The organism is Streptomyces sp. NPDC094143 (genome assembly GCF_040303825.1).
Lineage (GTDB): Bacteria > Actinomycetota > Actinomycetes > Streptomycetales > Streptomycetaceae > Streptomyces.
The window spans coordinates 152,438-178,963 of the sequence record NZ_JBEOTZ010000012.1 but is presented as its reverse complement, the minus strand read 5'-3'; the positions used below and the strand labels follow the sequence as shown (position 1 = coordinate 178,963).

25 protein-coding genes are annotated in these 26,526 nt (G+C 71.9%); 8 read left to right on the top strand and 17 right to left on the bottom strand.

Annotated elements, in window-relative coordinates; translation table 11 throughout:
- The 7 genes from ABTZ58_RS18215 to ABTZ58_RS18185 form a co-directional block, all read right to left on the bottom strand.
- Nucleotides 1-945 carry a type II secretion system F family protein gene (locus tag ABTZ58_RS18215; protein ID WP_351357158.1) on the bottom strand — a complete coding sequence of 315 codons (945 nt, stop codon included), beginning with the start codon at nucleotides 943-945 and terminating at the stop codon, nucleotides 1-3.
- A gap of 9 nt (nucleotides 946-954) precedes the next feature.
- Nucleotides 955-2,292 carry a TadA family conjugal transfer-associated ATPase gene (locus ABTZ58_RS18210; protein WP_351357155.1) on the bottom strand — a complete coding sequence of 446 codons (1,338 nt, stop codon included), beginning with the start codon at nucleotides 2,290-2,292 and terminating at the stop codon, nucleotides 955-957.
- Nucleotides 2,293-2,317: 25 nt separating this feature from the next.
- Nucleotides 2,318-2,674 (bottom strand): TadE/TadG family type IV pilus assembly protein, encoded by a 357-nt coding sequence (locus tag ABTZ58_RS18205; protein ID WP_351357153.1) that lies wholly within the window; start codon nucleotides 2,672-2,674, stop codon nucleotides 2,318-2,320.
- Nucleotide 2,675: 1 nt separating this feature from the next.
- Complete coding sequence (locus ABTZ58_RS18200; protein WP_351357150.1) at nucleotides 2,676-3,059, bottom strand: pilus assembly protein; 384 nt, start codon at nucleotides 3,057-3,059, stop codon at nucleotides 2,676-2,678.
- Between the two features lie 2 nt (nucleotides 3,060-3,061).
- On the bottom strand, nucleotides 3,062-4,312 hold the full coding sequence (locus tag ABTZ58_RS18195; protein WP_351357147.1) for a CpaE/TadZ family protein: 1,251 nt from the start codon (nucleotides 4,310-4,312) through the stop codon (nucleotides 3,062-3,064).
- Nucleotides 4,313-4,318: 6 nt separating this feature from the next.
- The gene (cpaB, locus tag ABTZ58_RS18190; protein ID WP_351357144.1) at nucleotides 4,319-5,026 is read right to left on the bottom strand and encodes a Flp pilus assembly protein CpaB; all 708 of its coding nucleotides are present in this window, start codon (nucleotides 5,024-5,026) and stop codon (nucleotides 4,319-4,321) included.
- A gap of 70 nt (nucleotides 5,027-5,096) precedes the next feature.
- Entirely contained in the window at nucleotides 5,097-5,963 is an 867-nt protein-coding gene (locus ABTZ58_RS18185; RefSeq protein ID WP_502996085.1) for a hypothetical protein, read from the bottom strand.
- A gap of 350 nt (nucleotides 5,964-6,313) precedes the next feature.
- Between ABTZ58_RS18185 and ABTZ58_RS18180 the strand changes: the two genes are divergently transcribed.
- Genes ABTZ58_RS18180 through ABTZ58_RS18160 form a run of 5 tightly spaced genes read left to right on the top strand, consistent with a single transcriptional unit; the run spans nucleotide 6,314 to nucleotide 10,997 of the window.
- Nucleotides 6,314-7,873 (top strand): hypothetical protein, encoded by a 1,560-nt coding sequence (locus ABTZ58_RS18180; protein ID WP_309095976.1) that lies wholly within the window; start codon nucleotides 6,314-6,316, stop codon nucleotides 7,871-7,873.
- 20 nt (nucleotides 7,874-7,893) lie between these two features.
- Nucleotides 7,894-8,454 carry a hypothetical protein gene (locus tag ABTZ58_RS18175; protein WP_351357141.1) on the top strand — a complete coding sequence of 187 codons (561 nt, stop codon included), beginning with the start codon at nucleotides 7,894-7,896 and terminating at the stop codon, nucleotides 8,452-8,454.
- Between the two features lie 2 nt (nucleotides 8,455-8,456).
- Complete coding sequence (locus ABTZ58_RS18170; RefSeq protein ID WP_351357138.1) at nucleotides 8,457-8,888, top strand: DUF3592 domain-containing protein; 432 nt, start codon at nucleotides 8,457-8,459, stop codon at nucleotides 8,886-8,888.
- Entirely contained in the window at nucleotides 8,888-9,277 is a 390-nt protein-coding gene (locus ABTZ58_RS18165; RefSeq protein WP_351357135.1) for a hypothetical protein, read from the top strand. Before ABTZ58_RS18170 ends, ABTZ58_RS18165 begins: the two co-directional genes overlap by 1 nt.
- 31 nt (nucleotides 9,278-9,308) lie before the next feature.
- On the top strand, nucleotides 9,309-10,997 hold the full coding sequence (locus ABTZ58_RS18160) for a chitinase (RefSeq protein ID WP_351357132.1): 1,689 nt from the start codon (nucleotides 9,309-9,311) through the stop codon (nucleotides 10,995-10,997).
- Nucleotides 10,998-11,021: 24 nt separating this feature from the next.
- Here ABTZ58_RS18160 and ABTZ58_RS18155 read toward each other — a convergent pair whose 3' ends face one another.
- The 4 genes from ABTZ58_RS18155 to ABTZ58_RS18140 all read right to left on the bottom strand — a co-directional run bounded on the left by ABTZ58_RS18155 (nucleotide 11,022) and on the right by ABTZ58_RS18140 (nucleotide 16,493).
- Nucleotides 11,022-12,335, bottom strand: a complete 1,314-nt coding sequence (locus tag ABTZ58_RS18155) for an Nramp family divalent metal transporter (RefSeq protein ID WP_351357129.1) — start codon at nucleotides 12,333-12,335, stop codon at nucleotides 11,022-11,024.
- A 163-nt stretch (nucleotides 12,336-12,498) separates the two neighbouring features.
- Nucleotides 12,499-12,981, bottom strand: coding sequence for an ATP-binding protein (locus tag ABTZ58_RS18150; RefSeq protein ID WP_351357126.1), 483 nt, complete (start codon nucleotides 12,979-12,981; stop codon nucleotides 12,499-12,501).
- A gap of 80 nt (nucleotides 12,982-13,061) precedes the next feature.
- Nucleotides 13,062-13,964, bottom strand: coding sequence for an anti-sigma factor RsbA family regulatory protein (locus ABTZ58_RS18145; protein ID WP_351357123.1), 903 nt, complete (start codon nucleotides 13,962-13,964; stop codon nucleotides 13,062-13,064).
- 39 nt (nucleotides 13,965-14,003) lie between these two features.
- Nucleotides 14,004-16,493 (bottom strand): ATP-binding protein, encoded by a 2,490-nt coding sequence (locus tag ABTZ58_RS18140; RefSeq protein WP_351357120.1) that lies wholly within the window; start codon nucleotides 16,491-16,493, stop codon nucleotides 14,004-14,006.
- Between the two features lie 271 nt (nucleotides 16,494-16,764).
- Between ABTZ58_RS18140 and ABTZ58_RS18135 the strand changes: the two genes are divergently transcribed.
- Entirely contained in the window at nucleotides 16,765-18,111 is a 1,347-nt protein-coding gene (locus ABTZ58_RS18135; RefSeq protein ID WP_351357117.1) for a M14 family metallopeptidase, read from the top strand.
- On the opposite strand, the gene ABTZ58_RS18130 is transcribed toward ABTZ58_RS18135, so the two are convergent.
- The 5 genes from ABTZ58_RS18130 to ABTZ58_RS18110 form a co-directional block, all read right to left on the bottom strand.
- The gene (locus tag ABTZ58_RS18130) at nucleotides 18,108-18,641 is read right to left on the bottom strand and encodes a hypothetical protein (RefSeq protein ID WP_351357114.1); all 534 of its coding nucleotides are present in this window, start codon (nucleotides 18,639-18,641) and stop codon (nucleotides 18,108-18,110) included. The two genes, ABTZ58_RS18135 and ABTZ58_RS18130, sit on opposite strands and share 4 nt — an antisense overlap.
- 65 nt (nucleotides 18,642-18,706) lie before the next feature.
- A complete protein-coding gene (locus tag ABTZ58_RS18125; RefSeq protein ID WP_351357111.1) occupies nucleotides 18,707-20,185 on the bottom strand; it encodes a GntP family permease in 1,479 nt (492 codons plus the stop codon).
- 110 nt (nucleotides 20,186-20,295) lie between these two features.
- Entirely contained in the window at nucleotides 20,296-20,706 is a 411-nt protein-coding gene (locus tag ABTZ58_RS18120) for a RidA family protein (RefSeq protein WP_351357108.1), read from the bottom strand.
- Nucleotides 20,703-21,464 carry an IclR family transcriptional regulator gene (locus ABTZ58_RS18115; protein ID WP_351357105.1) on the bottom strand — a complete coding sequence of 254 codons (762 nt, stop codon included), beginning with the start codon at nucleotides 21,462-21,464 and terminating at the stop codon, nucleotides 20,703-20,705. The genes ABTZ58_RS18120 and ABTZ58_RS18115 overlap by 4 nt, the downstream gene beginning before the upstream one ends.
- The gene (locus ABTZ58_RS18110; RefSeq protein WP_351357102.1) at nucleotides 21,461-22,495 is read right to left on the bottom strand and encodes a sugar kinase; all 1,035 of its coding nucleotides are present in this window, start codon (nucleotides 22,493-22,495) and stop codon (nucleotides 21,461-21,463) included. The genes ABTZ58_RS18115 and ABTZ58_RS18110 overlap by 4 nt, the downstream gene beginning before the upstream one ends.
- A gap of 135 nt (nucleotides 22,496-22,630) precedes the next feature.
- Between ABTZ58_RS18110 and ABTZ58_RS18105 the strand changes: the two genes are divergently transcribed.
- Complete coding sequence (locus ABTZ58_RS18105) at nucleotides 22,631-23,908, top strand: amino acid deaminase (protein WP_351357099.1); 1,278 nt, start codon at nucleotides 22,631-22,633, stop codon at nucleotides 23,906-23,908.
- 11 nt (nucleotides 23,909-23,919) lie between these two features.
- On the top strand, nucleotides 23,920-25,533 hold the full coding sequence (locus ABTZ58_RS18100; RefSeq protein ID WP_351357096.1) for an N-acyl-D-amino-acid deacylase family protein: 1,614 nt from the start codon (nucleotides 23,920-23,922) through the stop codon (nucleotides 25,531-25,533).
- Between the two features lie 21 nt (nucleotides 25,534-25,554).
- Here the strand turns inward: ABTZ58_RS18100 and ABTZ58_RS18095 are convergent, their stop codons facing one another.
- Nucleotides 25,555-26,478: a S1 family peptidase gene (locus tag ABTZ58_RS18095; RefSeq protein WP_351357094.1), complete on the bottom strand. Its 924-nt coding sequence runs from the start codon at nucleotides 26,476-26,478 to the stop codon at nucleotides 25,555-25,557.
- Between the last annotated feature and the right edge of the window lie 48 nt (nucleotides 26,479-26,526).

Below are 26,526 nucleotides of genomic sequence, written 5' to 3'. Positions count from 1 at the left end.
TCAGATGTCGATGCGGGACAGGCGGCGGATGAGGACGAAGCCGACGGCGTAGAGCGAGAAGGCGATGATGACCGCCGCCTGACCGAAGGGTGAGCCGGTCATGCGTTCCAGGGCGCCGTCCTTCACGCCGTCCATGAGGAAGAGCGAGCCGACGCCCAGGACCGGGACCGCGTACGACGTCATGTTGACCTGGGAGAGCTGGGTGCGGACCTCACGCCGGGTCTCCTTGCGCTCCTCCAGGGTCTCGGTCAGGTTGCGCAGGGCGCTGACCACCTGGCCGCCCGCCCGGTTCGACAGCACCAGGGTCGTCACGAGGACGACGAGTTCGCGGGAGGGGAGGCGGTCCGTCAGTTCGCCGAGCGCCTCGTCCATCGACGCGCCGACGGCCAGCTGGGCGGACACCTTGCCGAGTTCCTCGCCCGCGGGGGCCTCCATTTCCTCCGCCGCCATACCGATCGCCGTCCGCAAAGCCAGCCCCGCCTGTGTCGCGTTGGCCAGGATCCGGGACATCTCCGGAAGCTGGTTGATGAACTTCTCGATCCGCTTCTGCCGCTGCCAGTTGAGGAACTGGATCGCCACCCACACGCCCAGCAGTCCCGCCAGCGGTCCGAAGAACGGTGCCAGGGCCGCCTGGCCGATCAGCCACAGGCCCGCCACCGTCGCCAGCATGTAGACGAAGAACTCACCCGGCGTGATGTCCAGGCCCGTCGCGGCCAGGCGGAGTTCCAGTTTCCTGCCGGGCCTGGTGCGCCGCAGGCGGCGGTCGATGCCGCGGAAGTGGCGGCGGCGGCCCGCGACCGGGATCTGGCCGGTCGAGGACAGGCGGTCGACCAGCGCCTGGCGCTGGGCCTTGCCCATGGCGTAGGAGTGCAGGCCGATGACCGCGAGGACGCAGGTCAGCAGGGTGATGCCGGTGGTGAGCGTGATGAGCTGGTGCAGTTCCATCGGTCGGTCCTACCTGGCTTCTCGGGTGGCTAGCTGGTCCGCGGTCCGGGCGATGCCGAAGGCCTGCGGGATGGGCTGGCTCGCCATGTAGAGGCGGTCGGCGGTGCGGCGCGGGAGGGGGTGGTACTCGAAGGCGCCGTAGACGCGGCCGTCGGCGGCCATCGGCTGTGCGTGGAAACGGGCCACCGTGACCAGGCGGTACGGGTCGCTGCCGTGGCTGTCCATCAGCGCGATCTCGGTGATGCGGCGGGCGCCGTCCGCGAAGCGGGTCAGCTGCACGATGACGTCGACCGCGCTGTTGATCTGGTCGTGCAGGGCGACGAAGGGGATCTCCACGTCCGACATGGACGCGAGGGTCTGCAGCCGCATCAGCGCGTCCTCGGCGCTGTTGGCGTGGACGGTGGCCAGTGAGCCGTCGTGGCCGGTGGACATCGCCTGGAGCATGTCGAGGGACTCGCCGCCGCGCACCTCACCGACGACGATCCGGTCGGGGCGCATACGCAGGGAGTTGCGGACCAGGTCGCGGATGGTGACCTGGCCCTTGCCCTCGACGTTCGGGGGGCGCGACTCCAGGCGGATGACGTGCGGCTGCTGGAGCTGGAGTTCGGCGGAGTCCTCGATGGTGATGATGCGTTCGCCCTCGGGGATGAGGCCGGAGAGGGCGTTGAGCAGCGTCGTCTTGCCGGTGCCCGTCGCGCCCGAGACGATGATGTTGAACTTCGCCTGCACCAGGCCCGCCAGCAGGTACAGCATCGACTCGTCGAGCGAGCCGAGGCCGATCAGCTCCTGGAGCGTGAAGGAGCGCGGGAAGCGGCGGATGGTGAGGGTCGCGCCCGTCAGGGACAGCGGCGGGATGATGACGTTGACGCGTTCGCCGGAGGGCAGCCGGGCGTCGACCATCGGGTTCGACTCGTCGACGCGGCGGTTGACCGTGGAGACGATCCGCTCGATCGTCTGCATCAGCTGCTCGTTGGAGGCGAAGCGCAACGGCAGTTGCTCGACCCGGCCGCCGCGCTCCACGAAGATCGCGTCCGGGCCGTTGACCATGATCTCGGTGATGGACGCGTCCTCCAGCAGCGGCTCCAGGATGCCCAGGCCCAGGGCCTCGTCGACCACCCGGCGGATCAGCTGCGAGCGCTCCACGGTCGACAGGACCGGGCCCTCGCGGCTGATGATGTGCCCGAGCACCCGCTCCAGCCTCGCCCTGCGCTCGGCGGCGGCCAGCGAACTCATCTCCGCGAGGTCGATCTCCTCCAGGAGCTTGGCCCGGTAGGAGGCGACCATGTGGCCGTCCTCACCCCGGTTGCCGTTCTCCTCGGGGGTGTTGATGCGTGCTCGCAGGCTCATGAGTGCGGTGCTCCTCGCTCGTTGCTCAGTGGTCGCGCGGCATCGTGGCGGTCTTGACGGCGGGGTCGAAGTCCCAGCCCGGAACGACGGAGGGGATCCGCACGGTGGCCGTGACCGTCACCTCGTCCCCGCCGATCGACGCCGGGCAACTGGTGCCGTCCGCCAGCCAGCTGCTCACCGCGGCCCGGCAGTCCGCCTCGTGCGGTCCGTTCAGCGACGCGCTGCGCGCCCCGGCCCGGGCCGCTGTGCCCGCCTGCTGGGCGGTGTAGGCGATCAGCCCGAGCTGTACGGCCGCCAGGGCGACGAGCAGCAGGATCGGCAGGAAGCCGATGTACTCGATGGCGACCTGGCCGCGGTCCCGGCCTTCGCGGATTCGAGCCATGTCAGTCCGTCTCCTCCTCGACCGCGCCCGCGTGGCCCTTGACGGCGTACGGGAAGGACAGCGTGCCCGGGAAGAGGATCGGGACCTCCAGGCGCACGTCGGCCGTCACATAGCCCGAGCCGCCGCAGGTCACCGTCGCGCCGGAGCGCCACGCCTCCGACAGGTGCCGCAGTCCCGCCTCCTGGCACGCGCCCTGCCGTGCGCCCGCCCCCACCGCCGTCCCCGCCCGCACCGCCTCGTCCGCCGCGTTGCCCGCGAGGATGAAGGTGTAGCCGACGAGGACGACCTGCCACAGCGCGATCAGCGTGACGAGGATCGTCGGCGTCATGCCGAGGAACTCGATGGTCACCTGGCCCTGATCACGGTTCCGACGTTCCCACACCATGTTCACCCCTCCCTTCTGCGCCGAAGGCTCACCGACCCCCGGTCGCCGCCCCGGAACCGGCCCGGTTTCCCGGCGCCCTCGGGGACCTTGACCAGGCCCAGTTCGGCCGCCAGGCCCCACAGGGCCTGCTTCACCGCGCTCTTGTTCTCCAGTTCGTGGATGCGGCCGGCGTCCACCACGCTCTGCAGTTCCTTGAAGTTGGCGGGGACGGCGGTGGCCGCGACGGCCGTGCCGGTGATCTTCTGGATCAGGGCCGGCTGGATCTCCGTGGCGCGCGAGTGCCGGTTGACCACGACGGTCGTCTCCTCGGCCTTGCGGATCTGCAGCCGGTCCCACATCCGCACCGCCCGTTTGGCGCCCCGGACGGCGACCACGTCCGGCGTGGTGACCAGCAGGGCCCGGTCCGCCATCTCCACGGCCGCCGCGCCGGCGCCGCCGATTTGGGCGCCGCAGTCGATGACGACGACCTCGTAGCGGGAGCGCAGGGCGCTGACGATCTGGCGGGCGGCGCGGTCGGTGACGTCCTCGCCGCGTTCCCCCTCGGCCGGCGCGAGCAGCAGGGCGACGCCGGTGTCGTGGCGGAAGACCGCGTCGGCCAGGACGCGCGGGGAGATGTCGGTGATGGCGGCCAGGTCGACGACGGAGCGGCGGAACTGCACGTCCAGGTAGGAGGCGACGTCACCGGTCTGCAGGTCCAGGTCGACCAGGGCGGTGCTGCGGCCGGACGCCTGGGCGGCCAGGGCCAGCTGGATCGCGGTGAGGGTGGCCCCGACGCCGCCCTTGGCGCCGCTGACCGTGACGACGGTGCCGCCGACGCCGGTGAAGACGTCACCGCCGGAGCCGAGGTGCCGGCGGACTCCGGTGGACCACTGGGCGACGGCCTGGACGCGGCTGGCGAGTTCCTCGTAGCTGAGGGGCAGGGCGACCAGGCCGCGGGCGCCGTAGTCCATGGCGGCCTGGAAGAGGCCGGGGCTCGCGTCGGAGGTGACGAGGATGACGCCGACGGCCGGGAAGCGCAGGGCGACCTCACGGATCAGCTCCAGTGCGGGGACGGGGCCGATCCGCTCGTGGACGATCACGACCTCGGGCAGCTCGTCGACCGATTCGGCGGCCAGGCGGGCGAGGGTGTCGATGAGCTGCGTGGAGTCGACCACCGGGGCGACCGGTTCGGCGTCCGGGAGCTGGCTGAGCAGCGTCGTGACGGACCGGACCGCGTCCGCGTCACCGACCGCCGGGAGGATCCTCGTGGGCATGCGCTCTCACTTGTCCTTCGCGAGTTCGTACGTCCGCTCCCGCTCGGGGACGGTGGTGTCGCTGCCGGGGGCGACCAGGGCGAGCCGGACCCGCTTGGCGAACGACTCGGCGTAGGTGATGCGCTGGGCGTCCAGGGCGGACAGCGCGAAGGTGATCGGGACGGCGTCGGTGGGCTGCTGGGTGCGGTTGCTCTCGTCGGGGTTGAGGGCGGTGAGTTCGCCGACGTCGAGGACCTTGGCGTTGGTCACGATGATCTTCGACTGGTCGGGGTCGCCCTCGCGCGCGCCCTCGAAGGTGGCGTAGACGTTGACCGCGGCGCCGGGGGTGATCTTGCCGGCCACGCCGGTCGCCGCGTCGATCATGATGGCGACCTCCTGCTGGCCGGGCTGGAGGGCCGGCTGGCGGACGATCATGTCCGACTGGAGCAGGGAGCCCGCCTTGAGGGTGGTGACGGCGATCCTGCCCTGGATCTCGCGCAGGTCGGTGACCGCGTTGTCCGACAGCCACCGTTCGGGCATCTTGATCTTCTCGAACTGGCCCGTGCTGAGGGTGGTGTAGGGCGGCACGTCGGACTTGAGCCGGTAAGCGGTGACCTCGGGGCCGACCTTGGACTCCACGTCGCTGATGACGGACAGCACGCCGGCGAAGGCGCCGAGGGCGCAGACGACCGACAGGAGCAGGAGAATCACGCCGCGGCGCTGACGGGAATTCATGAACCGTACAACCTCGTTGGGGATATCGGTCGAGCGGGACGGGAGCGGTGCCGGAGGGCGGTGCGCGGGCTCACCCGGCGGCCGCCCGGTTCTCTGGCTGCGTCGGGGGCGCAGCGTCGTGGACGGGCGGCGCGGCGGAGCAGAAGACGCAGCGGTCGCCGATGACGTCGATGCCGCACCAGTGGCAGCGGCTGCGCCGTACGGAGGTGACCAGCTGGTAGAGGACGGACAGGTCGGGCAGGTAGCTGCAGAACTCGATCAGCTTGCCGGTGCCCCACCAGGGCGGTGACTCGGCCGGCAACTGCGTCTCGCGCAGGCCCTGCACGTTCCAGGCCGGGGCGAGGGTGGCGCTGACCCAGTCGGACTGGAGCTGTCCCTTGGCCACGAGCATCCAGGTGCCGAACTCCGGCCCGGGCAGCAGCGCTTCGGGGGTGATCTTCACGAGCTTCGGCTCGGGGTGGGCGAGGACCCCGAACTGGCTGCCGGGCACCCAGGACTTGGCGTGCGACTTCAGGCCGACGGGGACGTGGTCGAGGCGGGCGACGGAGTTGAGCAGCGCTCCGGCGTGGATGTAGTGGACGAGCAGCCGGCCGGCCGAGGCGAGCACGCCGGGACTGATGTCGCAGGAGGCGAGCTGGCGCAACTGGCGGGCCAGCACGGCCAGTCCGAGGGGCGGCAGGTCCGGACGGAACAGGGCGACGCGGTCGGTCTCCATCAGCGAGCGCAGGGTGTGCAGGCGGCGTCGCAGGGCGGTGGGCGCGGCCGGTGAGCAGACCACGATCACGTGCCCGTGCTGTTCGACCAGGGCCTGGAGGTCGGCGAGCGCCTGTTCCAGGGGGCGCTCGGCGAGGTCCCTGAGCACGACGGCGGGCAGGGTGCGTTCGTCCTGTGGCGGCAGCGCCATGTCGGCACTGGTCACGGCAATGGCAGTTGGCACGCGCAGCTCCCCGTTTTCCCCATGCCCGTCGGAACGCCGGGTGTCACTCCGGCGCACCGTGTCGACTTCACTGCGTGACTACCTCAGCACTGTATCCACGGCTCTGTGACCGGAGAACAGCGTTTGTGTAGCTGATGAGCAACTGCCGTTGCACAAGACGCTTCAAAACGGGGCACGTTGAGCATCTTGCCGGTCACCGGAAGGGCTCGGGCGGGCCCGGGCGGTGGGCCCAGCGGGCCCAGAGTTGACGGTGGGCCTTCCTTTGGGCCCTGAGGCCCACGCCCCGGGCGCCGGCGCGTATCTACTCTCGCCGTCCACGCAGAGGTGGTTCGGGCAAGGAGGGGTGCCGTATGGCTGGCGGGGGCGGCATACGGGCGTACGGGCACAGACCGGTCTTCGACGACCGCGGCGCGACCGGGACCGAGTACCTCGGCATGGTGGTCGTCAGCGCCGCGATCGTCCTCGCCCTCTCGGCGACCGGGGTCGGGCAGCTGATCTACGACAGGCTCGCCGCACAGGTCTGCCGGGTCGCGGGCGGTGGCGACTGCGGGACGGGGACGCCCGGCCCGGGCAAGCCGCTCACCGACGCCGACTTCGAGCCGGCGCTGTGCCAGGTCTCCTCCGTCACCGACAAGGCCGGTTCCAAGGCGAAGATCTTCTTCTGGGAGATCGGCAAGGAGTACGGCTTCCAGGAGCAGCACCTGAAGGCGAAGACGGACGTCAACGGCGACGGCAAGGTCGACGACAGCGACCAGCTGGTCTACCTGACCTTCACCGACGCCTCCTCGGTCGCGGCGAAGAAGGACTTCAAGCCGGGCATGAAGGTCGGCAAGTTCGGCGCGGACAAGGTGGAGCTGGGGCTCGGCATCAAGGTCACCAACGGCGACACCTGGGTCTTCCAGAGCCCCGAGGAGGCCCAGCGCTTCCGGGACGACGTGGAGAAGCTCCAGATGTACGAGATGCGCCGCACGATGCCGGGCGGCGCGGAGGCGAGCGTCGGCGACAGCATCCTCTACCTCTTCGGCACGGGTCCCCTCAAGGACGAGGAGGACACCCAGAACCGGATCAAGGAGCACCTCGGCGACAACCGGAAGATCACCTACGGCAAGGTCGGCCTGGAGGCCTCGGCGTCGGCGGGCCTGAAGATCTCCGCGGGCGACGAGAAGAAGCTGAGCGCAGCGCTCGGCGGCACCTTCAAGTACGCCCCGGAGGTCACCTGGACCGACAACGCCTACAAGAACACCAAGTCGTACACGTACTCCTCGTCCATCGAGTACGGCTCCAAGGTGGGTTACGAGGCGGGTCCGCTCAGCGGCGAGTACGCGGCGAACACCGTCCAGACGGGCACCATCACGGTCACCTACGACAAGAAGACCGGCAAGCTGGTCCGCGTCGACATGACCCGCACGGTGGAGAAGGGCGGCCAGAAGGACGGCGCCAAGGCGGGCGGCGACAACGGCAAGCAGGACGGTGACAAGCGGGGCGGGAACGCCGGGGTGAAGGGCACCGACTCGCAGACCGGCATCGAGATCGTCACCAACTCCCTCACCTTCGACCCGGGTCCGGCCGGCGACCGGGACCGGGCGGTCGCCGAGCAGTGGCTGGACAGCAGCAACGAGCAGCTCGCCACGCCCTTCCAGTACATGTTCTCCGACCACGCGCCGACCTCCCGCCCGGGCGCCGACGACCCCTTCGGGCAGCTGATGTTCGACCAGGGCAGGTCGAGCCGGATGACGTACACGGGCGACGTGAACGCGGCCGAGTACGGCTTCGAGTTGAATCTCGGGCTGAGTCTGGGCATGACGATCAGCACGGAGAAGAAGTCGGAGACCCTGACCGGCGCCGAGTTCCTGGGCGCGCCCCGCGGGGACGGTCGCTCCTATCTTCCCTACAGCTACTGTGCGAACTGACGAAACGGGAGCCCGAACCGATGAACACCCGCCGTGCCTGCCTGGCCGCCGCCCTGCTGACGACCGCCGTGGCCCTGACCGGTTGCGGGAGCTCCGGCTCCGGCGCGGGCTCCGTGCCCGAGGGCTGGGGGACGCTGAAGACCAAGGGCGTGGACGTGTCGTACCCGAAGGGGTACGAGGAGCAGAGCGCCGCCGAGCGCGGCCGGCACAACGCCGCGGCCGCGGTGCGCACCGAGGGCGGCCGGAAGGTCTCCGTCATCACCGTGCAGCTCGGCTTCACCGAGGCGAACTCGGCGGAGCAGGCCGCGATCGCGGCCGAGGCCGGCATCCAGCTGGGCGCGAAGGTCGAGGGCCAGAGGGACGTGGAGCTGGCCGGCACCGACGAGGCGAAGCGGATCGACTTCTCCTTCCAGGCCACCGGCGAGGACGGCGGCCCGGCCAAGGGCACCCCGGTGAAAGGGGTGATCCTGACCGGCCTCGACTCGTCGGACACGACGTTCGCCATCCGCATCGACGCCCAGCGGGACACCCTGCCGGACGGGGACCTGGACCGGATCATCGACTCGGTCGAGGTGCACTAGCCGTGGAGGTGCCGGGCGCCGGATTCGTCGTGCTCGCCCTGCTGGTGGCGTTGTTCGGGGCGCTGGTGTGGCGGTACGCGAGACGGCTGGTGACTGTCGCGCGGGTGCTGCGGCGCGGGGTACGGACCGGGGGCGAGTGCGTCCGGGTGGAGACCGAGCCCTACGGCCGTTCCGACGCCCGGCGGCACTTCTTCGCCTTCCGTACGGCCGACGGCACGCGGGTCGAGTTCGAGGACCTGGCCGGCTCGTCGACGGCGAAGGGCACGCCGGTCACCGTCACCTACGACCCGCGCGACCCGAAGGGCACGGCGACGGTGGCGGGCCGGGGCAGCTGGTCCCCGGTGCTCCAGTCGCTGGCCCTGGTGGCGGGCTGCGGCATGGCCGCGCTGGGCTTCGCCGTTGTGCTGTACTTCGAGATCTCCGGGGAGAAGTGATGACGCTCGTCCGCTCCTGGGCCGTCGGCATCGTGGTGCTCGTCGTCTGCGAGTACGTCCAGATGACGCTGGTGTACGGGCCGCTGGTCGGCCCGGAGGGCGTCGGCTCGTTCGGTGCCGCGCTCGCGCTGGTGCACCTGCCGAACCTGGTGTGCGTGGTGCTCGCGACCTGGGCGGCGGCGCGGGCGCACCCCGAGCCGTGGCGGGAGATGCCGGTGCGTCACCTGGCGGCGGCCTGCGCGGTTCCGGCGGCGGCGCAGGTGCTGCTGCTGACGCTGCGGCCGGACGTGCTGGACCTGGCGGGCCCGGCGTTCTGGATGTCGACGGGCGTGCTGCTGGCGGGGTGCGCCGCGGGGCTGCTGCTGGACCGGTTGGTCTGGACCTCTTGACAGCGGCTTTGGTCTGGACCACCTTCTTGTCATGTCCAGACACAGACGATCCCTGCGGCTGTGGTCGGGCGCCCTCACGGCTGCCCTGGCCCTCTCTGTCACGACCGTCGGCCAGGCGTCCGCCGCCGACGTCAACAACGTCCGCAACGCCGGTTTCGAGTCGGGCCTGAGCGACTGGACCTGCTCGACGGGCAGCGGCACAGCGGTCTCCTCCCCGGTGCGCAGCGGCTCGTCCGCCCTGCAGGCGACCCCCGCCGGTCAGGACAACGCCCGATGTACCCAGACCGTGCGGGTGAAGCCCAACTCCACGTACAGCCTGGGCGCCTGGGTGCGCGGCGGCTACGCCTACCTCGGCGTGACGGGCACGGGCACGACGGACGTGTCCACCTGGACCCCGGACTCGTCGTCCTGGAAGCAGCTGTCGACGAGCTTCACCACGGGCGCGTCGACGACCTCGGTGACGGTGTACACGCACGGCTGGTACGGGCAGGCCGCGTACTACGCCGACGACGTGTCGGTGTTCGGCCCCGACGGGGGCGGTGGCACCGACCCGGGCCCCACGATCCCGGCCGCGCCGAGCGGCCTGCGCGTCTCCGGCACGACGTCCTCTTCGGTGTCGCTCGCCTGGAACACCGTCTCCGGCGCCACGGGTTACACCGTCTACCGCGACGGCACCAAGGTCACGGCGGTCTCCGGCACCTCGGCCACGGTGACCGGCCTCGCGGCCTCGACGTCGTACTCCTTCCAGGTCACGGCGACCAACGCGGCCGGTGAGTCGCCCAAGTCGGCGACGGTCACCGGGACCACGAACAACACCACCGGCCCCGGCCCCGCCCTGCCCAAGCACGCGGTGACCGGCTACTGGCAGAACTTCAACAACGGCGCGGCGGTCCAGCGGATCTCGGACGTGCCCGCCCACTACGACATCATCGCGGTGTCCTTCGCCGACGCCACGAGCACACCCGGCGCGGTGTCGTTCACCCTGGACTCGGCCGGTCTGAACGGCTACACCGTCGACCAGTTCAAGGCCGATGTGAAGGCCAAGCAGGCGGCCGGCAAGAAGGTCATCATCTCGGTCGGCGGCGAGCGCGGCACGGTCAGCGTGAACGACGCCGCCTCGGCGACGAACTTCGCCGACAGCGTCTGGTCCGTGATGCAGGAGTACGGATTCGACGGCGTCGACATCGACCTGGAGAACGGCCTCAACGCCACGTACATGACGCAGGCGCTGCGCGCCCTGTCCGCGAAGGCGGGCCCGTCGCTGATCATCACGATGGCGCCGCAGACCATCGACATGCAGTCGACGTCGAACTCCTACTTCCAGACGGCGCTGAACATCAAGGACATCCTCACCGTCGTCAACATGCAGTACTACAACAGCGGTTCCATGCTCGGCTGCGACGGCAAGGTCTACAGCCAGGGCACGGTCGACTTCCTGACGGCCCTGGCCTGCATCCAGCTGGAGAACGGCCTCGCCCCGTCCCAGGTCGGGCTCGGCGTGCCCGCCTCCACCCGGGCGGCGGGCGGCGGCTACGTTTCGCCGACCGTGGTCAACAACGCCCTGGACTGCCTGACCCGGGCCACCAACTGCGGCAGCTTCAAGCCGCCGCGGACCTACCCGGCCCTGCGGGGTGCGATGACCTGGTCGACCAACTGGGACGCCACCTCCGGCAACGCGTGGTCCAACGTCGTCGGACCGCACGTCGACGCACTGCCGTAACCGGCGTCCCGTCCGCTCGGCCTCCTAGAAGAACTCCCCCCACGGCTGGTCCCAGATCTGCTTGACGCACAGGACCAGGAACAGCAGCCCCGCGACGGCGAGCATCGCGTTGCTCACCGGGCCGTTGCGCCACTCGCGGGGCGTGCGGGGGGAGTTCAGGAGCCAGATCAGGGTGCCGGCGAGGAAGGGCAGGAAGGCCGCGCCGAGCACGCCGTAGATGATGATCAGACGGAAGGGCTGGCCCTCGAAGAGCAGGATCATGGGCGGGAAGGTCAGCCAGAGCAGGTAGGCGCGGAACGGCCAGGAGCGTTCGCGCTCGCCCGAGGCGACCTCCTCGCCCTTGGCCTGGCCGCGGCCCGACAGCCGGGCCACGAAGTCGGCGAACATCAGGCTCACGCCGTGCCACACCCCGATCAGCGAGGTGAAGGACGTGGCGAAGAAGCCGATCAGGAAGAACTTCGCCGTCGCCGCGCCGTACTCCTCCTCCAGGATGTCGCCCAGCTGGATCAGGCCCTTGTCGCCGCTGGCGATGGCGACGTTCGCCGAGTGCAGCAGCTCGGCGCCGACGAACAGCATGGCGATCACGAAGATGCCGGTGGTGGCGTAGGCGACCCGGTTGTCCAGGCGCATGACCTTCATCCAGCCGGTGTCGGTCCAGCCCTTGGCGTTGACCCAGTAGCCGTACGCCGCCAGCGTGATCGTGCCGCCCACGCCGCCGATCAGGCCCAGCGTGTTGAGGATCGAGTCCTTCTCGTCCGGCAGCACCGGCAGGAGCCCGGCGAAGGCGTCCGCGAGGTTCGGCGTCACCCTGATCGCCAGGTACACCGTCACCACGAACATGACGCCCACCAGGATCGTCATGACCTTCTCGAAGACCGCGTACTTGTTGAACCAGACGAAGACCAGCCCGACCAGTCCGCAGGCGATGCCCCACCACTTCAGGTCCATCACGTCGGGGAAGAGGGCCTGCAGCGGCAGCGCGCTCGACGACATCGCCGCGGCGCCGTAGACGAAGCCCCACACCACGACGTAGACCGCGAAGAACCAGGTCGTCCAGCGGCCGAGGCTCGCCCAGCCGTCGAACAGGGTGCGCCCGGTGGACAGGTGCCAGCGCCCCGCCGCCTCGGCCAGGGAGATCTTCACCAGACAGCCGATGATCGCGGCCCACAGCAGCGTGTACCCGAAGTTGCTGCCGGCGATGAGCGTGGCGACCAGGTCCCCGGCCCCCACCCCGGTCGCCGCGACGACGATGCCCGGCCCGATGTACTTCCAACTGGATTTGCGCATGGGAGGTTGCCGGTGAGCCTGGTCCGTGGTGTTTCCCGTGGTGTCCGCCATGCAGATCAAGAAACCGCAAGCAGCCCGGACGGACAAGAGGGCGCGGGAGTAACCATCCCAGGGGCGCGGGGAACTGCGCGCCCGGCCTGCGCACACCCGCAGACGGGAACGGCCCCCCGGCGGCTCCGGCGAACCCCGGGGACGGCCGAACCCAGCGGTAGCGTCACGGCTGTCGCCGACCGCAGCCGTCCGCCCCGCACGTGCCGAGCTCGAACCACACGGTCTTGCCCGACCCTTCCCGGTGGCAGCCCCAGCGCTGGGCGAGCGCGTCCACCAGGAACATCCCGCGGCCGTTCTCCCCGGTGCCCGCCGCCAGCACCCGGGGCACCCGCCGCTCCCCGTCGGCGACCTCGCAGCGCAGCACGCCGTGCGCGGCGAAGAGCGTGAGCCGGAAACCGCTGCGGGCGTGCAGCAGCGCGTTGGTGGCCAGTTCACCGACCAGCAGTTCGGCCACGTCCGCCACCTCGCCGCGCTCGGCGATCCCCCAGCCCTCCAGCTGCCTGCGCACCTGCGCGCGGGCCTCACGGACGGCGGAGGGGCGGGGCCCGTACTCGACACTCAGGTGGCCGGCTCCCAGGGGTGGTTGCGGGAACGGGCCGTAGGGGGCGTCGGGGTCCGGGAGGTGGCACCCGGAGAGTTGCAGCATGCCTCCAGGGTGATCCCCGGGGAGCCTTCGGCGCAGGGGGAGGACTACCCGTTCCCCTACCTGCTTGTGCAGGTGGGGCGTTACGCGTATTGCAGGCGGACCGTCGCGCCATCGCTGTCGTCGCGGAGGTCGACGTAGGCGCACACCTGCCGCGCGTACCACAGGCCGGGGCCGGGTTCCGGGCCGTCGGGCGGCGGCGGGACGAAGCCGGCGAGCGGGTCGGCCACGGGGCGGGCCGAACGCAGCTCGCAGACGCAGGCGGGCGCCTCGCCCCACAGCAGGGCGGTGCCGTCGAGGGGGGCCAGGGCCGCCGCGGCCCCGGCGACGGCGGTGGCGAACAGCTCGGCGTCCGCGGCGGGCAGTCCCCGGTGCTCCGCCCAGCTCCGCACGGCCACCGCGTGCGGCTCGGCGAGGGGCTCGGCGCCCTTTGGGGGCAGCGGCAGCGGTACCGCGTCGAGTTCGGCCACGAGCCGGAACGGGTCCTCGTACACCTCCGTGCCGGGGTGGGCGCGGCGGGCCGCGGCGACGACGGCGGGCCCGGCGGTGCGGGTGTCGTAGGCGCACAGGGCGGTGGTGGCCAGGGGGCCGAAGAGGGGATTGGCGAGGGCCTCGTAGCGGATCCACTCGGTGGTCTCGCGTGTGGAGCGTCCGGCGCGGCCGCCCCACACGGGTTCCATCAGCAGGTGGATCCGGCCGCCCGGACCGGCGTGGGCGGTGAGGTGGGCGGCGGCCCGGGCGACGGCGTTGGCGGCGGAGCCGGTGTACCACTCGGTGTGCGGCACGCAGGTGATCTGCTCGGCGTCGCCGCCGAGGGCGTCGCGCAGCAGGTCCAGGTGGTGCGGGGCGGCGATCGCCACGGGTGGGGGTTCGCCGGGGGCGGCGAGGCCTTCGCCGAGGAAGGGCAGGGCGGCGGCCACGAAGGCGTCGTCGGAGTCGAAGACGGCCATGCGGTGGTCGAACGGGGTGGCTTGTCCGGTGGTCACGTGATCCCCTCGGGTGGGTGTGGGACGGGGTGCGGGCGGTCAGCGCTGTGCCGTCACCCAGGCGGCGATCTGGCTGCGGTTGCTGAAGCCGAGTTTGCTGAGGATGCGTTCCACATGGCCTTCGGCGGTGCGTCGGGCGATGACCAGGCGGTCGGCGATCTGCTGGTTGGCCAGCCCCTCGGCGACGAGCCGGGCGACCTCGGTCTCGCGGCGGGTGAGACGGACCGCGGTGTCCTCGTGCGGCGGCGGGGCGGCGGACTCGGCGGTGGCGGGCTCCTGGAGCGCGTGGCCGACCAGCTCCGCGAGGGCCAGGGCGCCGCCGCGCCGGTGGGCCCGTTCGAACGCCTCGCGGCCCAGGGCCCGGCCGGCCCGCTCCTCGCAGTCCCGGCGTGCGGAGGTGAGGGTGCGGGCGCCCCAGCGGCCCGCGTCGATGTCGGCCCAGACGCGGTCGGCGCCGCCCAGCAGCACGGCCGCGTGCTCGTGTGTGCCGCGCTCGACGGCGATCAGGGCGAGCAGGTCGAGGGTGAGGGCGATGCCGATGACGTCGTGGACGGCGAATTTGAGCCGCAGTGCCTCGCGGGCGTGCCGCTCCGCCCGGGTCGGGTCGCCGCGCACGGTGTGCGCGAGGGCGAGCATGCGCAGCACGTACGACCGCACCCACTGCTCGCCGTGCCGCTCGCACAGCCCGAGGGCCCGCTCGCACACCTCGACCGCCCGCTCGGCCTCGCCCAGGAAGCTCAGCGCGCAGGCGAGTTCGACCTGGTCGAGGCCGACGAGGCTGAGGTGCTGGCCGGGCACGGGCCCGCGGGCGACGGTGGTCTCGAAGTGCCTCAGCGCGCCGGGCAGGTCGTCGCCGAACAGCCGGAGGACGCCGATGACGTACTCGGCGTGGGCGGCCTCGGCGCTGTCGCCCAGGGCGCGGGCGAGGGCGAGGGCGTCCGTGGCGTACCGGCTGCCCCGGGGGAGGTCCTGGGTGGCGGCGACCAGCAGCCCGGCGACCCAGAGACCGCGGGCCCGCTCCCTGGTCGGCTCCGGGTTGGCGGCCAGGGCCCGGTCGAGCCAGTACAGGCCCTCGCGGGGGGCACCGCAGGCGTGCCAGTGGAACCAGAGGGTGCCGGCCAGGTGCAGTCCGGCGCGTGCCTCGCCGGGGGTGGTGAGGCTGAAGTCGAGGGCGGGGCGCAGGTTGTCGCGGTCGGCGCTCAGGCGGGCCACGATCTCCCGCTGTCCGGGCCCGAACCAGTCGCGTTCGCACGCCTCGGCCCGTCCGAGCATCCAGTCCCGCAGGCGCCGCCGGGCGGCGGTCTCCTCCCCGGCGGTCCGCCGCAGTTGCTCCAGCCCGTACTGGCGCAGGGTGTCGAGCAGCCGGTAGCGCACGCCGTGGGGGCCGGGCTCCCGGCACAGCACGGACTTGTCCACGAGTCCGGCGACGGCTTCCAGTACGTCGTCGGTGCGCAGGACGACGGGCGGGGGCGCGGGCAGGGTCACGGTCGCGGTGAGCGCTTCGGCGGGCCGGGGACCGGATCCGTCCGTGAGTTGGGCGGGTCCGGTGCCCCGGGCCCGCTGCCGCAGGGCGCCGGCGGCGAGGTGTCCGCCGCCGGCCGGCCACGCGGGGGCGTCCCGCGGGGTGTCGTCGGCGCACACCGCCTCCGCCGTCTCCAGGTCGAAGCTGCCCGCCAGCACCGACAGCCGGGCCCAGACCAGCTGTTCGGGGCCGGTGCACAGGCCGTGGCTCCAGGCGACCGCCGCGCGCAGGGTCTGGTGGCGGGGCAGGGCCGCGGGGCTGCCGGTGGTGAGGAACCGGTAGCGGTCGTCGAGCCGGTCCAGGAGCTGGTCGGCGTCGAGGACGCGCATGCGGACGGCGGCCAGTTCGATGGCGAGGGGGAGGCCGTCCAGGCGCCGGCACAGGCGGGCGACGGACGCCACGTTGGCGGGGGTGAGGCGGAAGCCGGGGGCCACGGCGGCCGCGCGGTCGGCGAAGAGGGTCAGGGCCGGATAGCCCTCGGCGGCGGACAGGTCCCCGTCCGGGTCGGGCACCGGCAGGGGGCGCACCTCCAGCAGGTGCTCCTCGGTGAGGCCGAGCCGGTGCCGGCTGGTGGCGAGGACCCGGACGCCCTCGGTGCCGTGCAGCAGGGCGGCGGCGAGCCGGGCGCACGCTGCGGCGAGGTGCTCGCAGTTGTCGACGACGAGCAGCAGCCGCCGGTCGCGGACCTGCTCGACGAGGGCGTCGAGCGGCGGCTGGGCGGAGTGGGCGTGCAGGCCCAGCGCGTCGGCGGCGGCCAGCGGGACGAGCGCCGGATCGTGCAGCCCGGACAGGTGGACGAAGCGCACGCCGTCCGGGAAGGCCCGCCGGACCCGGGCCGCGATGCGCGCGGCGAGCCGGGTCTTGCCGACGCCGCCCGGCCCGGTCAGCGTCACCAGCCGTGCGCGGGCCAGCAGCTCGCGTCCTTCGGTCAGTTCGCCACGCCGGTCGACGAAGCTGGTCGTCTCGACCGGCAGCCGGTGGTCCCGTCGTGGCGCTGATCCGCCCATGATCAGCCAGTCCTCTGGGGTGTGGTGCGAGATCCGGACAGCCCGGCTCCCCTTGCGCAAGCCCTCACCCTCTCCCGGCTCCGTGAATATGTGCACGTGCGGGCCACACCTCCGGGTGGACTTCGGCCGCTCCCTCTCGATCGCCGCGCCGCACGCGTACACTGCGCGGCCGCTTTCAGTCTTGACCTGCTCATGCCATTGGCAGAACGATGTGCGCCACCCGCACCACGTACGTCGCACGGAACAACCCCACCTCCCACAAGGAGATTTCATGCGACTTCGCATACGAGGCTCCGGTGCCGGCAGACGCACCGCCGCCCTCGCCGCCGTCCTGGCACTCGCCCTCGCCGCCCCCCTGTCGGCGACGGCACCGGACGCCACCGCCGACGGCGCCGCCAAGGCCGCACCTGCGGCCGGCGACATCCGGCAGTACGAGATCCACCTGCATTCGACGGCCGCGGACCGCACGGCACTTCAGCGCGCGGGCGTGACCGTCGACGAGGTGCACGGCCACGGGGTCGTCGTCTCCGGCCGCGCGGACCAGATCAAGCGGCTGCGCGCCCGGGGCTACGAGGTCACCCCGCTCGGCGCGGTGCCCGACCGGTCCGCCGGCGAGGACGACGTCCGCCTCTTCGACTTCCCGTCGGGCGACTCGAAGTACCACAACTACGCCGAGATGACGAGCGAGATCAACACGATCGTCTCGGCCAACCCGTCGATCGCGAGCCAGCGCGTGATCGGCAAGTCCTACCAGGGCCGGAACATCGTCGCCATCAAGATCAGCGACAACGTGGCGACGGACGAGTCCGAACCCGAGGTGCTGTTCACCCACCACCAGCACGCGCGTGAGCACCTCACCGTCGAGATGGCGCTCTACCTGCTGCGCGAGCTGACCTCCGACTACGGCTCCGACGCACGGGTCACCTCCATGGTGAACAACCGCGAGATCTGGATCGTGCCGGACATCAACCCGGACGGCGGCGAGTACGACATCGCCACCGGCTCCTACCGGTCCTGGCGCAAGAACCGGCAGCCCAACTCAGGTTCCTCGTACGTCGGTACGGACCTGAACCGCAACTGGAACTACCGCTGGGGCTGCTGCGGCGGCTCCTCGGGGTCGACGTCCTCCGAGACCTACCGGGGCCCGGCGGCGGAGTCGGCGCCGGAGGTGAAGGTCGTCGCCGACTTCGTGCGCAGCCGGGTCGTCGGCGGCAAGCAGCAGATCCGGGCCGGGGTCGACTTCCACACGTACAGCGAGCTGGTGCTGTGGCCGTTCGGCTACACGTACTCCGACACCACGACCGGGATGACCGCGGACGACAACGCGGCGTTCAAGACGGTCGGGCAGAAGATGGCCGCGAGCAACGGGTACACGGCGCAGCAGTCGAGCGACCTGTACATCACGGACGGGTCGATCGACGACTACCTCTGGGGCGTGCACAAGATCTTCGGCTACACGTTCGAGATGTATCCCCGGTCCGGCGGGGGCGGGTTCTACCCGCCCGACGAGGTGATCGAGCGGGAGACCTCCCGTAACCGGGACGCGGTACTGCAGTTGCTGGAGAACGCGGACTGCATGTACCGGTCGATCGGCAAGGAAGCGCAGTACTGCGGCTAGTCCGCGTCTTCCGCCGCGCCGTCCTGGACGCCGTCGTCGAAGTAGGCGTCCAGGACCGCGTCCAACTGCTCGTCCCACTCGGCGAACCGGCTCCTGGCCGGCGCCTCGATCTCGATCGGGTACCAGCGCCGGTCGGGGGTGTGGACGGTGACGGTGTACCGCTTGCCGAAGCGGGCCGTCTCCGTCTCCACCGCGCCGATCTCGTCCCAGCGGAACTCGCACTCCTGGTCGTCCAGGCAGAGCCGGACGCCCCTGCGGTCGGCGACGATCCGCGCCCGGCGGTCGGACGCCTCGAAGACGGGACCGTCGGCCACGGCGTCCTCCTCCGGCTCCACCGGCTCGGCGGGGGACGCCGTGTCCGTCTCCTCCGCCTCGGAGGCGGCCTTCTCGGCCTCGGCGGCCTCGGGCTCCTCCGCCGGCTCTCCGTCCTTCGTCCGTGGGGACGCGGGTGACGTGAGCCCGGGGATGAAGGCCGGGTCGAACCCGGCGCCTTCCAGGGGCTGGCTGCTCGAACCTATGCGCTGCTCCACAGCGCAGCAGTATGGTCGACAAACCTGTGCCGCACACAGCCGGGCCCGACTTCGTTATCAGACTCCTACACGAACAGGCTCAGCACGGCCGCGACCACGAACCCGGCCACCGACAGCACGCTCTCCAGCACCGTCCACGTCTTGAGCGTGTCCCGCTCGCTGATGCCGAAGTACTTGGCGACCATCCAGAAGCCCCCGTCGTTGACGTGCGAGGCGAAGATGGAGCCCGCCGAGATGGCCATGATGACCAGGGCGACGAAGGCCTGGGAGTGGTCGCCCTCGGAGAGCAGGGGCGCCACGATGCCGGCCGTGGTGACGATCGCGACCGTCGCCGAGCCCTGGGCGACCCGCAGGACCACGGAGATCAGGTAGGAGAGGACGATCACCGGCAGACCGACGTCGTTGAACGTGTCCGACAGGGCCTGGGCGACGCCGCTGGCCTTGAGGACGGCGCCGAAGATGCCGCCCGCGCCGACCACCAGCAGGATGTTGCCGACCGGCTTGAGGGACGCGGTCGACACCGTCTCCAGGGACTTGCGGGACCAGCCGCGGCGGATGCCCAGCAGGTAGTACGCGAGGAACAGGGCGATCGTCAGCGCCACGAACGGGTTGCCGAAGAACTCGATCACCGAGCGGAGCGTGGAGGGGTCCAGGGCGATCGAGGAGAAGGTCGCGGCGAGGATGAGGACCAGCGGCGTGCCGATGATGCCGAGGACCGTGCCGAGGGACACCGGCCGCTCGCTGGGCGCGACTCCGGCGGCCCGCTGTTCGTCGACGACGGCCTGCTTGGCCTCCTCCGCCGCCTCGACCATGTCCTGCGGCACGGCGACGAAGATGCGGCGGCCGATCCACGCCGAGTACGCCCACGCGGCCACCACGGCGGGCAGACCGCAGACGACGCCCATGAGGATGACCCAGCCGAGGTCGACGTGGAGGAGACCGGCGGCGGCCACCGGGCCGGGGTGCGGCGGCAGGAAGGCGTGGGTGACGGACAGGCCCGCGAGCAGCGGCAGGCAGTAGAGCAGGATCGACTTGCCCGAGCGCTTGGCGGCGGCGTAGACGATGGGCGCCAGGACGAAGATGCCGACGTCGAAGAAGACCGGGATGCCGAAGATCAGGCCGGTCAGGCCCATGGCGAGGGGGGCGCGCTTCTCGCCGAACAGGCCGAGCAGACGCCTCGCCAGCACCTCGGCGCCGCCGCTGACTTCGAGGATCGCGCCGAGCATGGTGCCCAGGCCGATGATGATGGCGACATGGCCGAGGATGCCGCCCATGCCGGACTCGATGGTGGAGACGGCGTCCGACCTCTGGACCGTGCCGAAGAGTTCGGTGACCGACAGGCCGGCCGCGAGGCCGACGGCTATGGAGACCGCCAGCAGGGCGACGAACGGCTGGAGTCTGACCTTGATGATGAGGAGGAGCAGCAGCGCGATGCCGAGCGCGGCGGTGAGCAGGAGTCCGGCGGTGCCGTCGACGAGGAGGAGCAGTCCGCCCGTGTGGGGCGGTGTCTCGGCGGGGGCGGACGCGGCGAGCGGATGGGACATTCGGGGGTCCTCTGCGTAAGTGCATGCAGCTTCTGGGTAGGGGGGAGCGCGACGCGGCGCATCGGGGCGCCGCGCCTCACGGACGTGCGGGAGTGGGAGGCGGGGGTGGGTCAGCCGAGGACGGCCAGCGCGTCGATCTCGATGAGGAGGCCCGCGGGGAGACCGACGTAGACGGTCGTACGCGCGGCGGGCGGCTGGGTCAGGCACTGCTCCTCGAAGTACGCGTTGTAGATCTCGTTCATCTCGGCGAAGTGGTCCACGTCGGTGAGGTAGACGCGGATCATCATCACGTCGTCCCAGCCGGCGCCGCTCTCTTCGAGGATGGCCTTGACGTTGGCCAGGGTCTGCAGGGTCTGCTCGCGCAGGGTCGGCCCGGCGGGCGTGGGCGGCTTGCCCTCCTCGGCGGGCAGGAGGCCGACCTGGCCCGCGACCTGGAGGATGTTGCCCTTCCTCACCCCGTGGGAGAACTTGGCCGGCGGGGTGGTGTGGGTCTTCGGGGTGAGTGCGATCTTGTCGGTCATGCGGTGCCCTTCACTGGTGTTCTGCCGGAGTACTCCCCGCTGATGGCGTCCGCCGTACGGCGCACCAGCGGCAGGAGGGTGAGGAGTTCGTCGGCGGTGACGACGACGTTCGGCGCGGAGACCGACATCGCGGCGACGACCCGGCCGTCGGCGCCGCGGATGGGCGCCGCGACACAGTTGATGGACTCCTCGTGGCCGCCGAGGTCGGTGGCCCAGCCCTGCTCGCGCACCTTCTCCAGCTCGCGCAGGAACGCGCTCGCGCTGGGCGTCGAACGGGCCGTGTAGGCGGGGTAGTCGAGCTTCTCGGCGACCGCCCGCCGCTCGTGCTCGGGCAGGTCGGCCAGGAGCAGCTTGGCGACGGCGGCGACGGTGATGGCGACGGGCTTGCCGATGCGCGAGTACATCCGCACCGGGTAGCGGCTCTCGACCTTGTCGATGTAGAGGACCTCGTTCTCCTCGTACACGGCCAGGTGCACGGTGTGCCCGCAGCTCTCGTTGAGGCGGACCAGGTGGGGGTGGGCGATCTCGCGCACGTCGAGGTTCTCCATCGCCTCCTGGGCGAGCGCGAAGAGCCGGGCGCCGAGGCGGTAGCGCTGGTCGGACTGGCGGTAGACCAGGCCGTGCTCGTGGAGGGTGCGCAGCAGGCGCAGGGCCGTGGACTTGTGGACGCCGAGGCGGTCGGCGACCTGCCCCAGGTCGGCGGGCCCCTCGGCGAGCAGCGGCAGGATGCTGAGTGCGCGGTCGACGGTCTGGCTCATGGCGTGGGTACCTCCTCGTCGGCCCGCTGGGGGTCCTCGGTCCAGCCGGGGCCGAGTCGCAGTCTCCCCCATGCCGCGTCGTCCAGGGCGGCCAGCCGGTCGGCGTGCTCGCGGGCGGGCGGGGTGGCGAGGTCGCCGGGCGCGGTGAGGGCGGCGGCGGCCATGAGGTGCCCGTGGCGCAGCCGGTCCCGGACGGGCAGCCCGCGCAGGGTGGCGGAGAGGAACCCGGCGGCGAAGGCGTCGCCCGCGCCGACGGCGGCGACGACGTCGACCCGCGGTGCGGGGACGAAGGTGACGTCCCGTCCCTCGAAGACGGTGGCTCCGGCGGCGCCCTGCTTGACGACCAGCACGTCGGGTTCGGGCAGGGCGGCGCGGACGGCGTCGGCGCTGTGCAGCCCCCAGGCCTCGTCCTGGCCCACGAACACGAGGTCCGCGCCCCGGGCGAGGTCGCGCAGCACCCCGGGGGCGTCCGGGTCGCGCCACAGGCCGGGCCGGTGGTTCACGTCGAAGGAGACCAGAGGGCGGCCGGGGCGGCGCCGGGTCAGCTCGCGCATCAGTTCCAGGCAGCTGCCGGACAGCGCGGCCGTGATCCCGGACAGGTGCAGCACGCGGCCGGCCCGCACCGCCGCCGGGTCGGGGTCCGTCACGCTCATCGCGGACGCCGCGGAGCCGGCCCGGTAGTACGCCACCTCGTGGGCGTCGGTGGCCCGGTCCCCGGCGGTGCGGAAGTAGATGCCCGTCGGGCGGCCGGGGTCGCGGCGCACGTACGTCACATCGACCCCGTAGCCGCCGATCGCCTCGACCAGGTGGTCGCCGAAGGGGTCGTCCCCGACCCTGCTGACCCACCGCACGGAGTGCCCCGCCGCCGCCAGCACGCACGCCACGTTGGACTCGGCCCCGCCGATCCCCCGCTCGAACGACGGCACGTCCGCGAGGCGGCCCGGCCGGGAGGGCAGGAACGTGACCATGGACTCGCCGAGCGCGACGACGTCCACGACGTCGGGGGCGTTGCAGGGTCCGGTGGGGGTCACGATGCTCGTAGCTCCTCGGTGGCTTCGGTGGGTGGCGGTTTTCATTGACCGGCGGTGGCCGAGATGTTAGACAGCGTTGAGCGATATACGCAATGAAGGTTGCAAATACTGCAACACCGCTGATCAGGAGGCTCTATGACAGCCGACACCGCAGCCGAGCCCCTCGCCCGGCTCGCCACAGAGCGCGTCGACCACCGCTTCAAGGGCCTCCCGCCGGACGCCGACGGACTGACGGTCGGAGAACTGGCCGCCCAGCGCCGCAACCTCTTCACCGGCGGCTTCGCCACCCCCGTGCTCGCGCTGTCCGCCGAGCGTCTGGAGCACAACCTGAAGCTCATGGAGACCTACGCGGCCCGGCACGGCTTGGCCTTCGCGCCGCACGGCAAGACCTCCATGGCCCCGCAGCTGTTCCGGCGGCAGATCGAGCACGGCGCGTGGGGCATCACGCTGGCGGTGCCGCACCAGGTGCGGGTGGCGCGCGCCTTCGGCACCCGGCGCGTCTTCCTCGCGAACGAACTGGTCGACGCGGCGGCCCTGCGCTGGATCTCCGCCGAACTGGACGCCGACCCGGACTTCCGGTTCGTCTGCTACGTCGACTCCGTGCGCGGCGTCGAGCTGATGGACACGGCCCTGAGCGGCGCCGGCCGCCCCCTGGACGTGGTGGTCGAACTCGCCGCCGGGGAGGGCGCCCGGACCGGTGCCCGCACGGAGGCGGAGTGCGCGGCGGTAGCGGACGCCGTGGCCGCCACGCGGACGCTGCGGCTGGTCGGCGTCGCGGGCTACGAGGGCGAGGTGCCGCAGGCCGACACCGAGCGGGTGACGGCGTGGTTGCGGCGGCTGGTCGCGCTCGCCGCGGACTTCGACCAGGCGGGCCGCTTCACCGGCCCGGACGAGATCGTCGTCAGCGCGGGCGGCAGCGCCTGGTTCGACACGGTCGCCGACGTCTTCGCGCAGATCCCCGAACTGTCCCGGCCCGCACTGAAGTTGCTGCGCTCGGGCGCCTACGTCTCGCACGACGACGGCCACTACCGCAAGCTGACCCCGTTCAACCGGGTGCCCGAGGAGGGCGCCCTGGAGCCGGCGTTCCGCCTCTGGGCCCAGGTGGTGTCGCGCCCCTCCGCCGAGCAGGCCTTCCTCAACGCGGGCAAGCGGGACGCCGCCTACGACCTCGACCTGCCCTTCGCGCAGGTGGTCCGCCGGGACGGCGCCGAGCGCCCGGCCACCGGCGTGGCGGTGACGGCCCTGTCCGACCAGCACGCCTGGCTGAGCACCACGCCGGAGGCGGACCTGCAGGTCGGCGACTGGGTCGGCCTGGGGCTGTCCCACCCGTGCACCTCGTTCGACAAGTGGCAGCTGATCCCGGTCGCCGAGGCGGACGGCACGGTCGTCGACTACGTCCGCACGTTCTTCTAGGAGGCAGCGCGATGGAAGAGCTCGTCATCCGGGACGCCGACGTCGTCGACGGCTCCGGCGCGGACTCCTACCGGGCCGATGTCGTCGTCGACGGCGGCCGGATCACCTCGATCGTCAAGGAGGCCACGGCGGCCGGGTGCCAGCGGCCGAAGGCCCGCCGGGAGCTGGACGCCGAAGGGCTGGTGCTCTCCCCCGGTTTCGTCGACATGCACGCCCACAGCGACCTGGCGCTGCTGCGGGACCCCGACCACAGCGCCAAGGCCGCGCAGGGCGTGACGCTCGAGGTGATCGGCCAGGACGGCCTGTCGTACGCGCCGGTCGACGACCGCACGCTCGGCGAGGTGCGCCGCGCGATCTCCGGGTGGAACGGCCCCGGGGACGACATCGACTTCGACTGGCGCACGGTCGGCGAGTACCTGGACCGGCTGGACCGGGGGATCGCCGTCAACGCGGCCTACCTGATCCCGCAGGGCACGGTCCGGGCGCTCGCCGTCGGCTGGGAGGACCGCCCGGCCACCGCGCGGGAGCTGGACCGGATGCGGCAGTTGGTCGCCGAGGGCATGGAGCAGGGGGCCGTCGGCATGTCGTCGGGGCTGACGTACACGCCCGGCATGTACGCGCAGGACGCCGAACTGATGGAGCTGTGCCGGGTGGTGGCGTCCTACGGCGGCTACTACTGCCCGCACCACCGCTCCTACGGCGCCGGCGCCCTGGAGGCGTACCGGGAGATGATCGAGCTGACCCGCGAGGCGGGCTGCTCCCTCCATCTCGCGCACGCCACGATGAACTTCGGCGTGAACAAGGGCCGGGCGCCCGAGCTGCTGGCCCTGCTGGACGAGGCGCTGGCGGCCGGGGCGGACATCAGCCTCGACACCTACCCGTACACCCCGGGCTGCACCACCCTCGCGGCCGTCCTGCCGAGCTGGGCGAGCGAGGGCGGCCCGGAGCGGACCCTCGGCCGGCTGGCGGACGACGGCACGGCGGAGCGCATCCGGCACCACCTGGAGGTCACCGGCTCGGACGGCTGCCACGGCGTGCCCGTCGAGTGGGAGACCATCGAGATCTCCGGCGTGAACGACCCGGCCCTGGCCGGGTTCGTCGGCCGGACGATCGCGGAGTCGGCGGCGCTGCGGGGCGAGGAGCCGTGGGTGACCGCGCGCGGCCTGCTGCTGGCCGACCGGCTGGCCCCGACGATCCTGCAGCACGTGGGCCACGAGGAGAACGTCCGGGAGATCATGCGCCACCGGGTGCACACCGGCGGCTCGGACGGCATCCTCCAGGGCGCCAAGCCGCACCCGCGCGCCTACGGCACGTTCCCGCACTACCTCGGCCACTACGTACGGGAGTTGGGCGTGCTGTCGCTGGAGGAGTGCGTCGCGCACCTCACGTCCCGCCCGGCCGCGCGGCTGCGCCTGCCCGACCGGGGCCTGGTCCGCGAGGGCTACGTGGCCGACCTGGTGCTGTTCGACCCGGCGACGGTGGCGGCGGGCTCCACCTTCGCCGAGCCCCGCAGGCTCCCCACGGGCATCCCGTACGTCCTGGTCGACGGCCGGTTCGTGATCGAGGACGGGCGGCGCACGGACGTCCTGGCGGGCCGGGCGGTCCGCGGGACTCCTCCCGCGTGACCGCCCGGCCGGCGCCCTGCCCTACGGCTTGGGCAGGGTGCAGCCGCTCGCGTACAGGTCGAGCTTGTTGTCGATCCCGAAGCAGGCGGGGATCTGGTAGGTCTGCTGGGCGTAGTTGATGCCCTTGCGGACGGTCACGGTGCCGTTCGCGTCGACCTCGCACGGGTTGTTCACGGTGCAGCGCTCACCGGACTCGTTGCCGGTGTTGTTGACGGCGACGACCTTGTTGGTGGCCTGGTCGACGACCGGCGAGCCGGAGGTGCCGCCGATGGTGTTGCAGGCGGAGGTGTAGCGGACCGAGTCCTTCCAGGTCCAGTCGCCCTCCTTCAGGGTGGGCACGAACCCGTCGATGGAGCAGCTGTAGATCCGCTTCCAGTAGCCCGAGGGGATGGAGATGGCGGTGCCGGCGACCGGGTGGCTGTCGCTCAGCGTCAGCGCGTTGATGTTGTACGAACTCTTGATCTGCGCGTACGTGGTGGTGAGCTGGTACAGCGCGACGTCCGTGTCGGTCATCGTGCCGTAGGCGAGCTTGGCGGCGCGCAGGGTGGCCACGCGCGAGCCGGAGGCGTTCAGCAGGCTGAAGGTGCGGCTGGACGCCCTGTCGACGAGGACCTCGCCGGGCCCGGGGAAACCCGACTCCAGACAGTGGCCGTTGGTCATCACGAGCGCCGGGTCGTCGCTCGCGGAGTCGGGCATGCGGACGACCGAGCCGGAGCAGTTGCTGAGCGCGACCGTGCCGGCGAAGTTCACCGCCTTGACCGACGGGCCGAGTCCGGCCAGTGTCTGCTCCACGGACGCGACCACGCCCGAGACGGCGGACGTGGCCGAGCCCGTGTCCGCGGCCTTGCCGACGCCCGTGGGGGCGGCGTCGGCGGCGGTCGCGGGAGCCGCGCCGGCCCCGGCTATCGCCAGGGCGAGGAACGCGGCGGCGAGAGGTTTTCTCATGGGGGGTCCCCTCTTGCGACGGAGGCGGCCGGAGAATCTCCGGCCGCC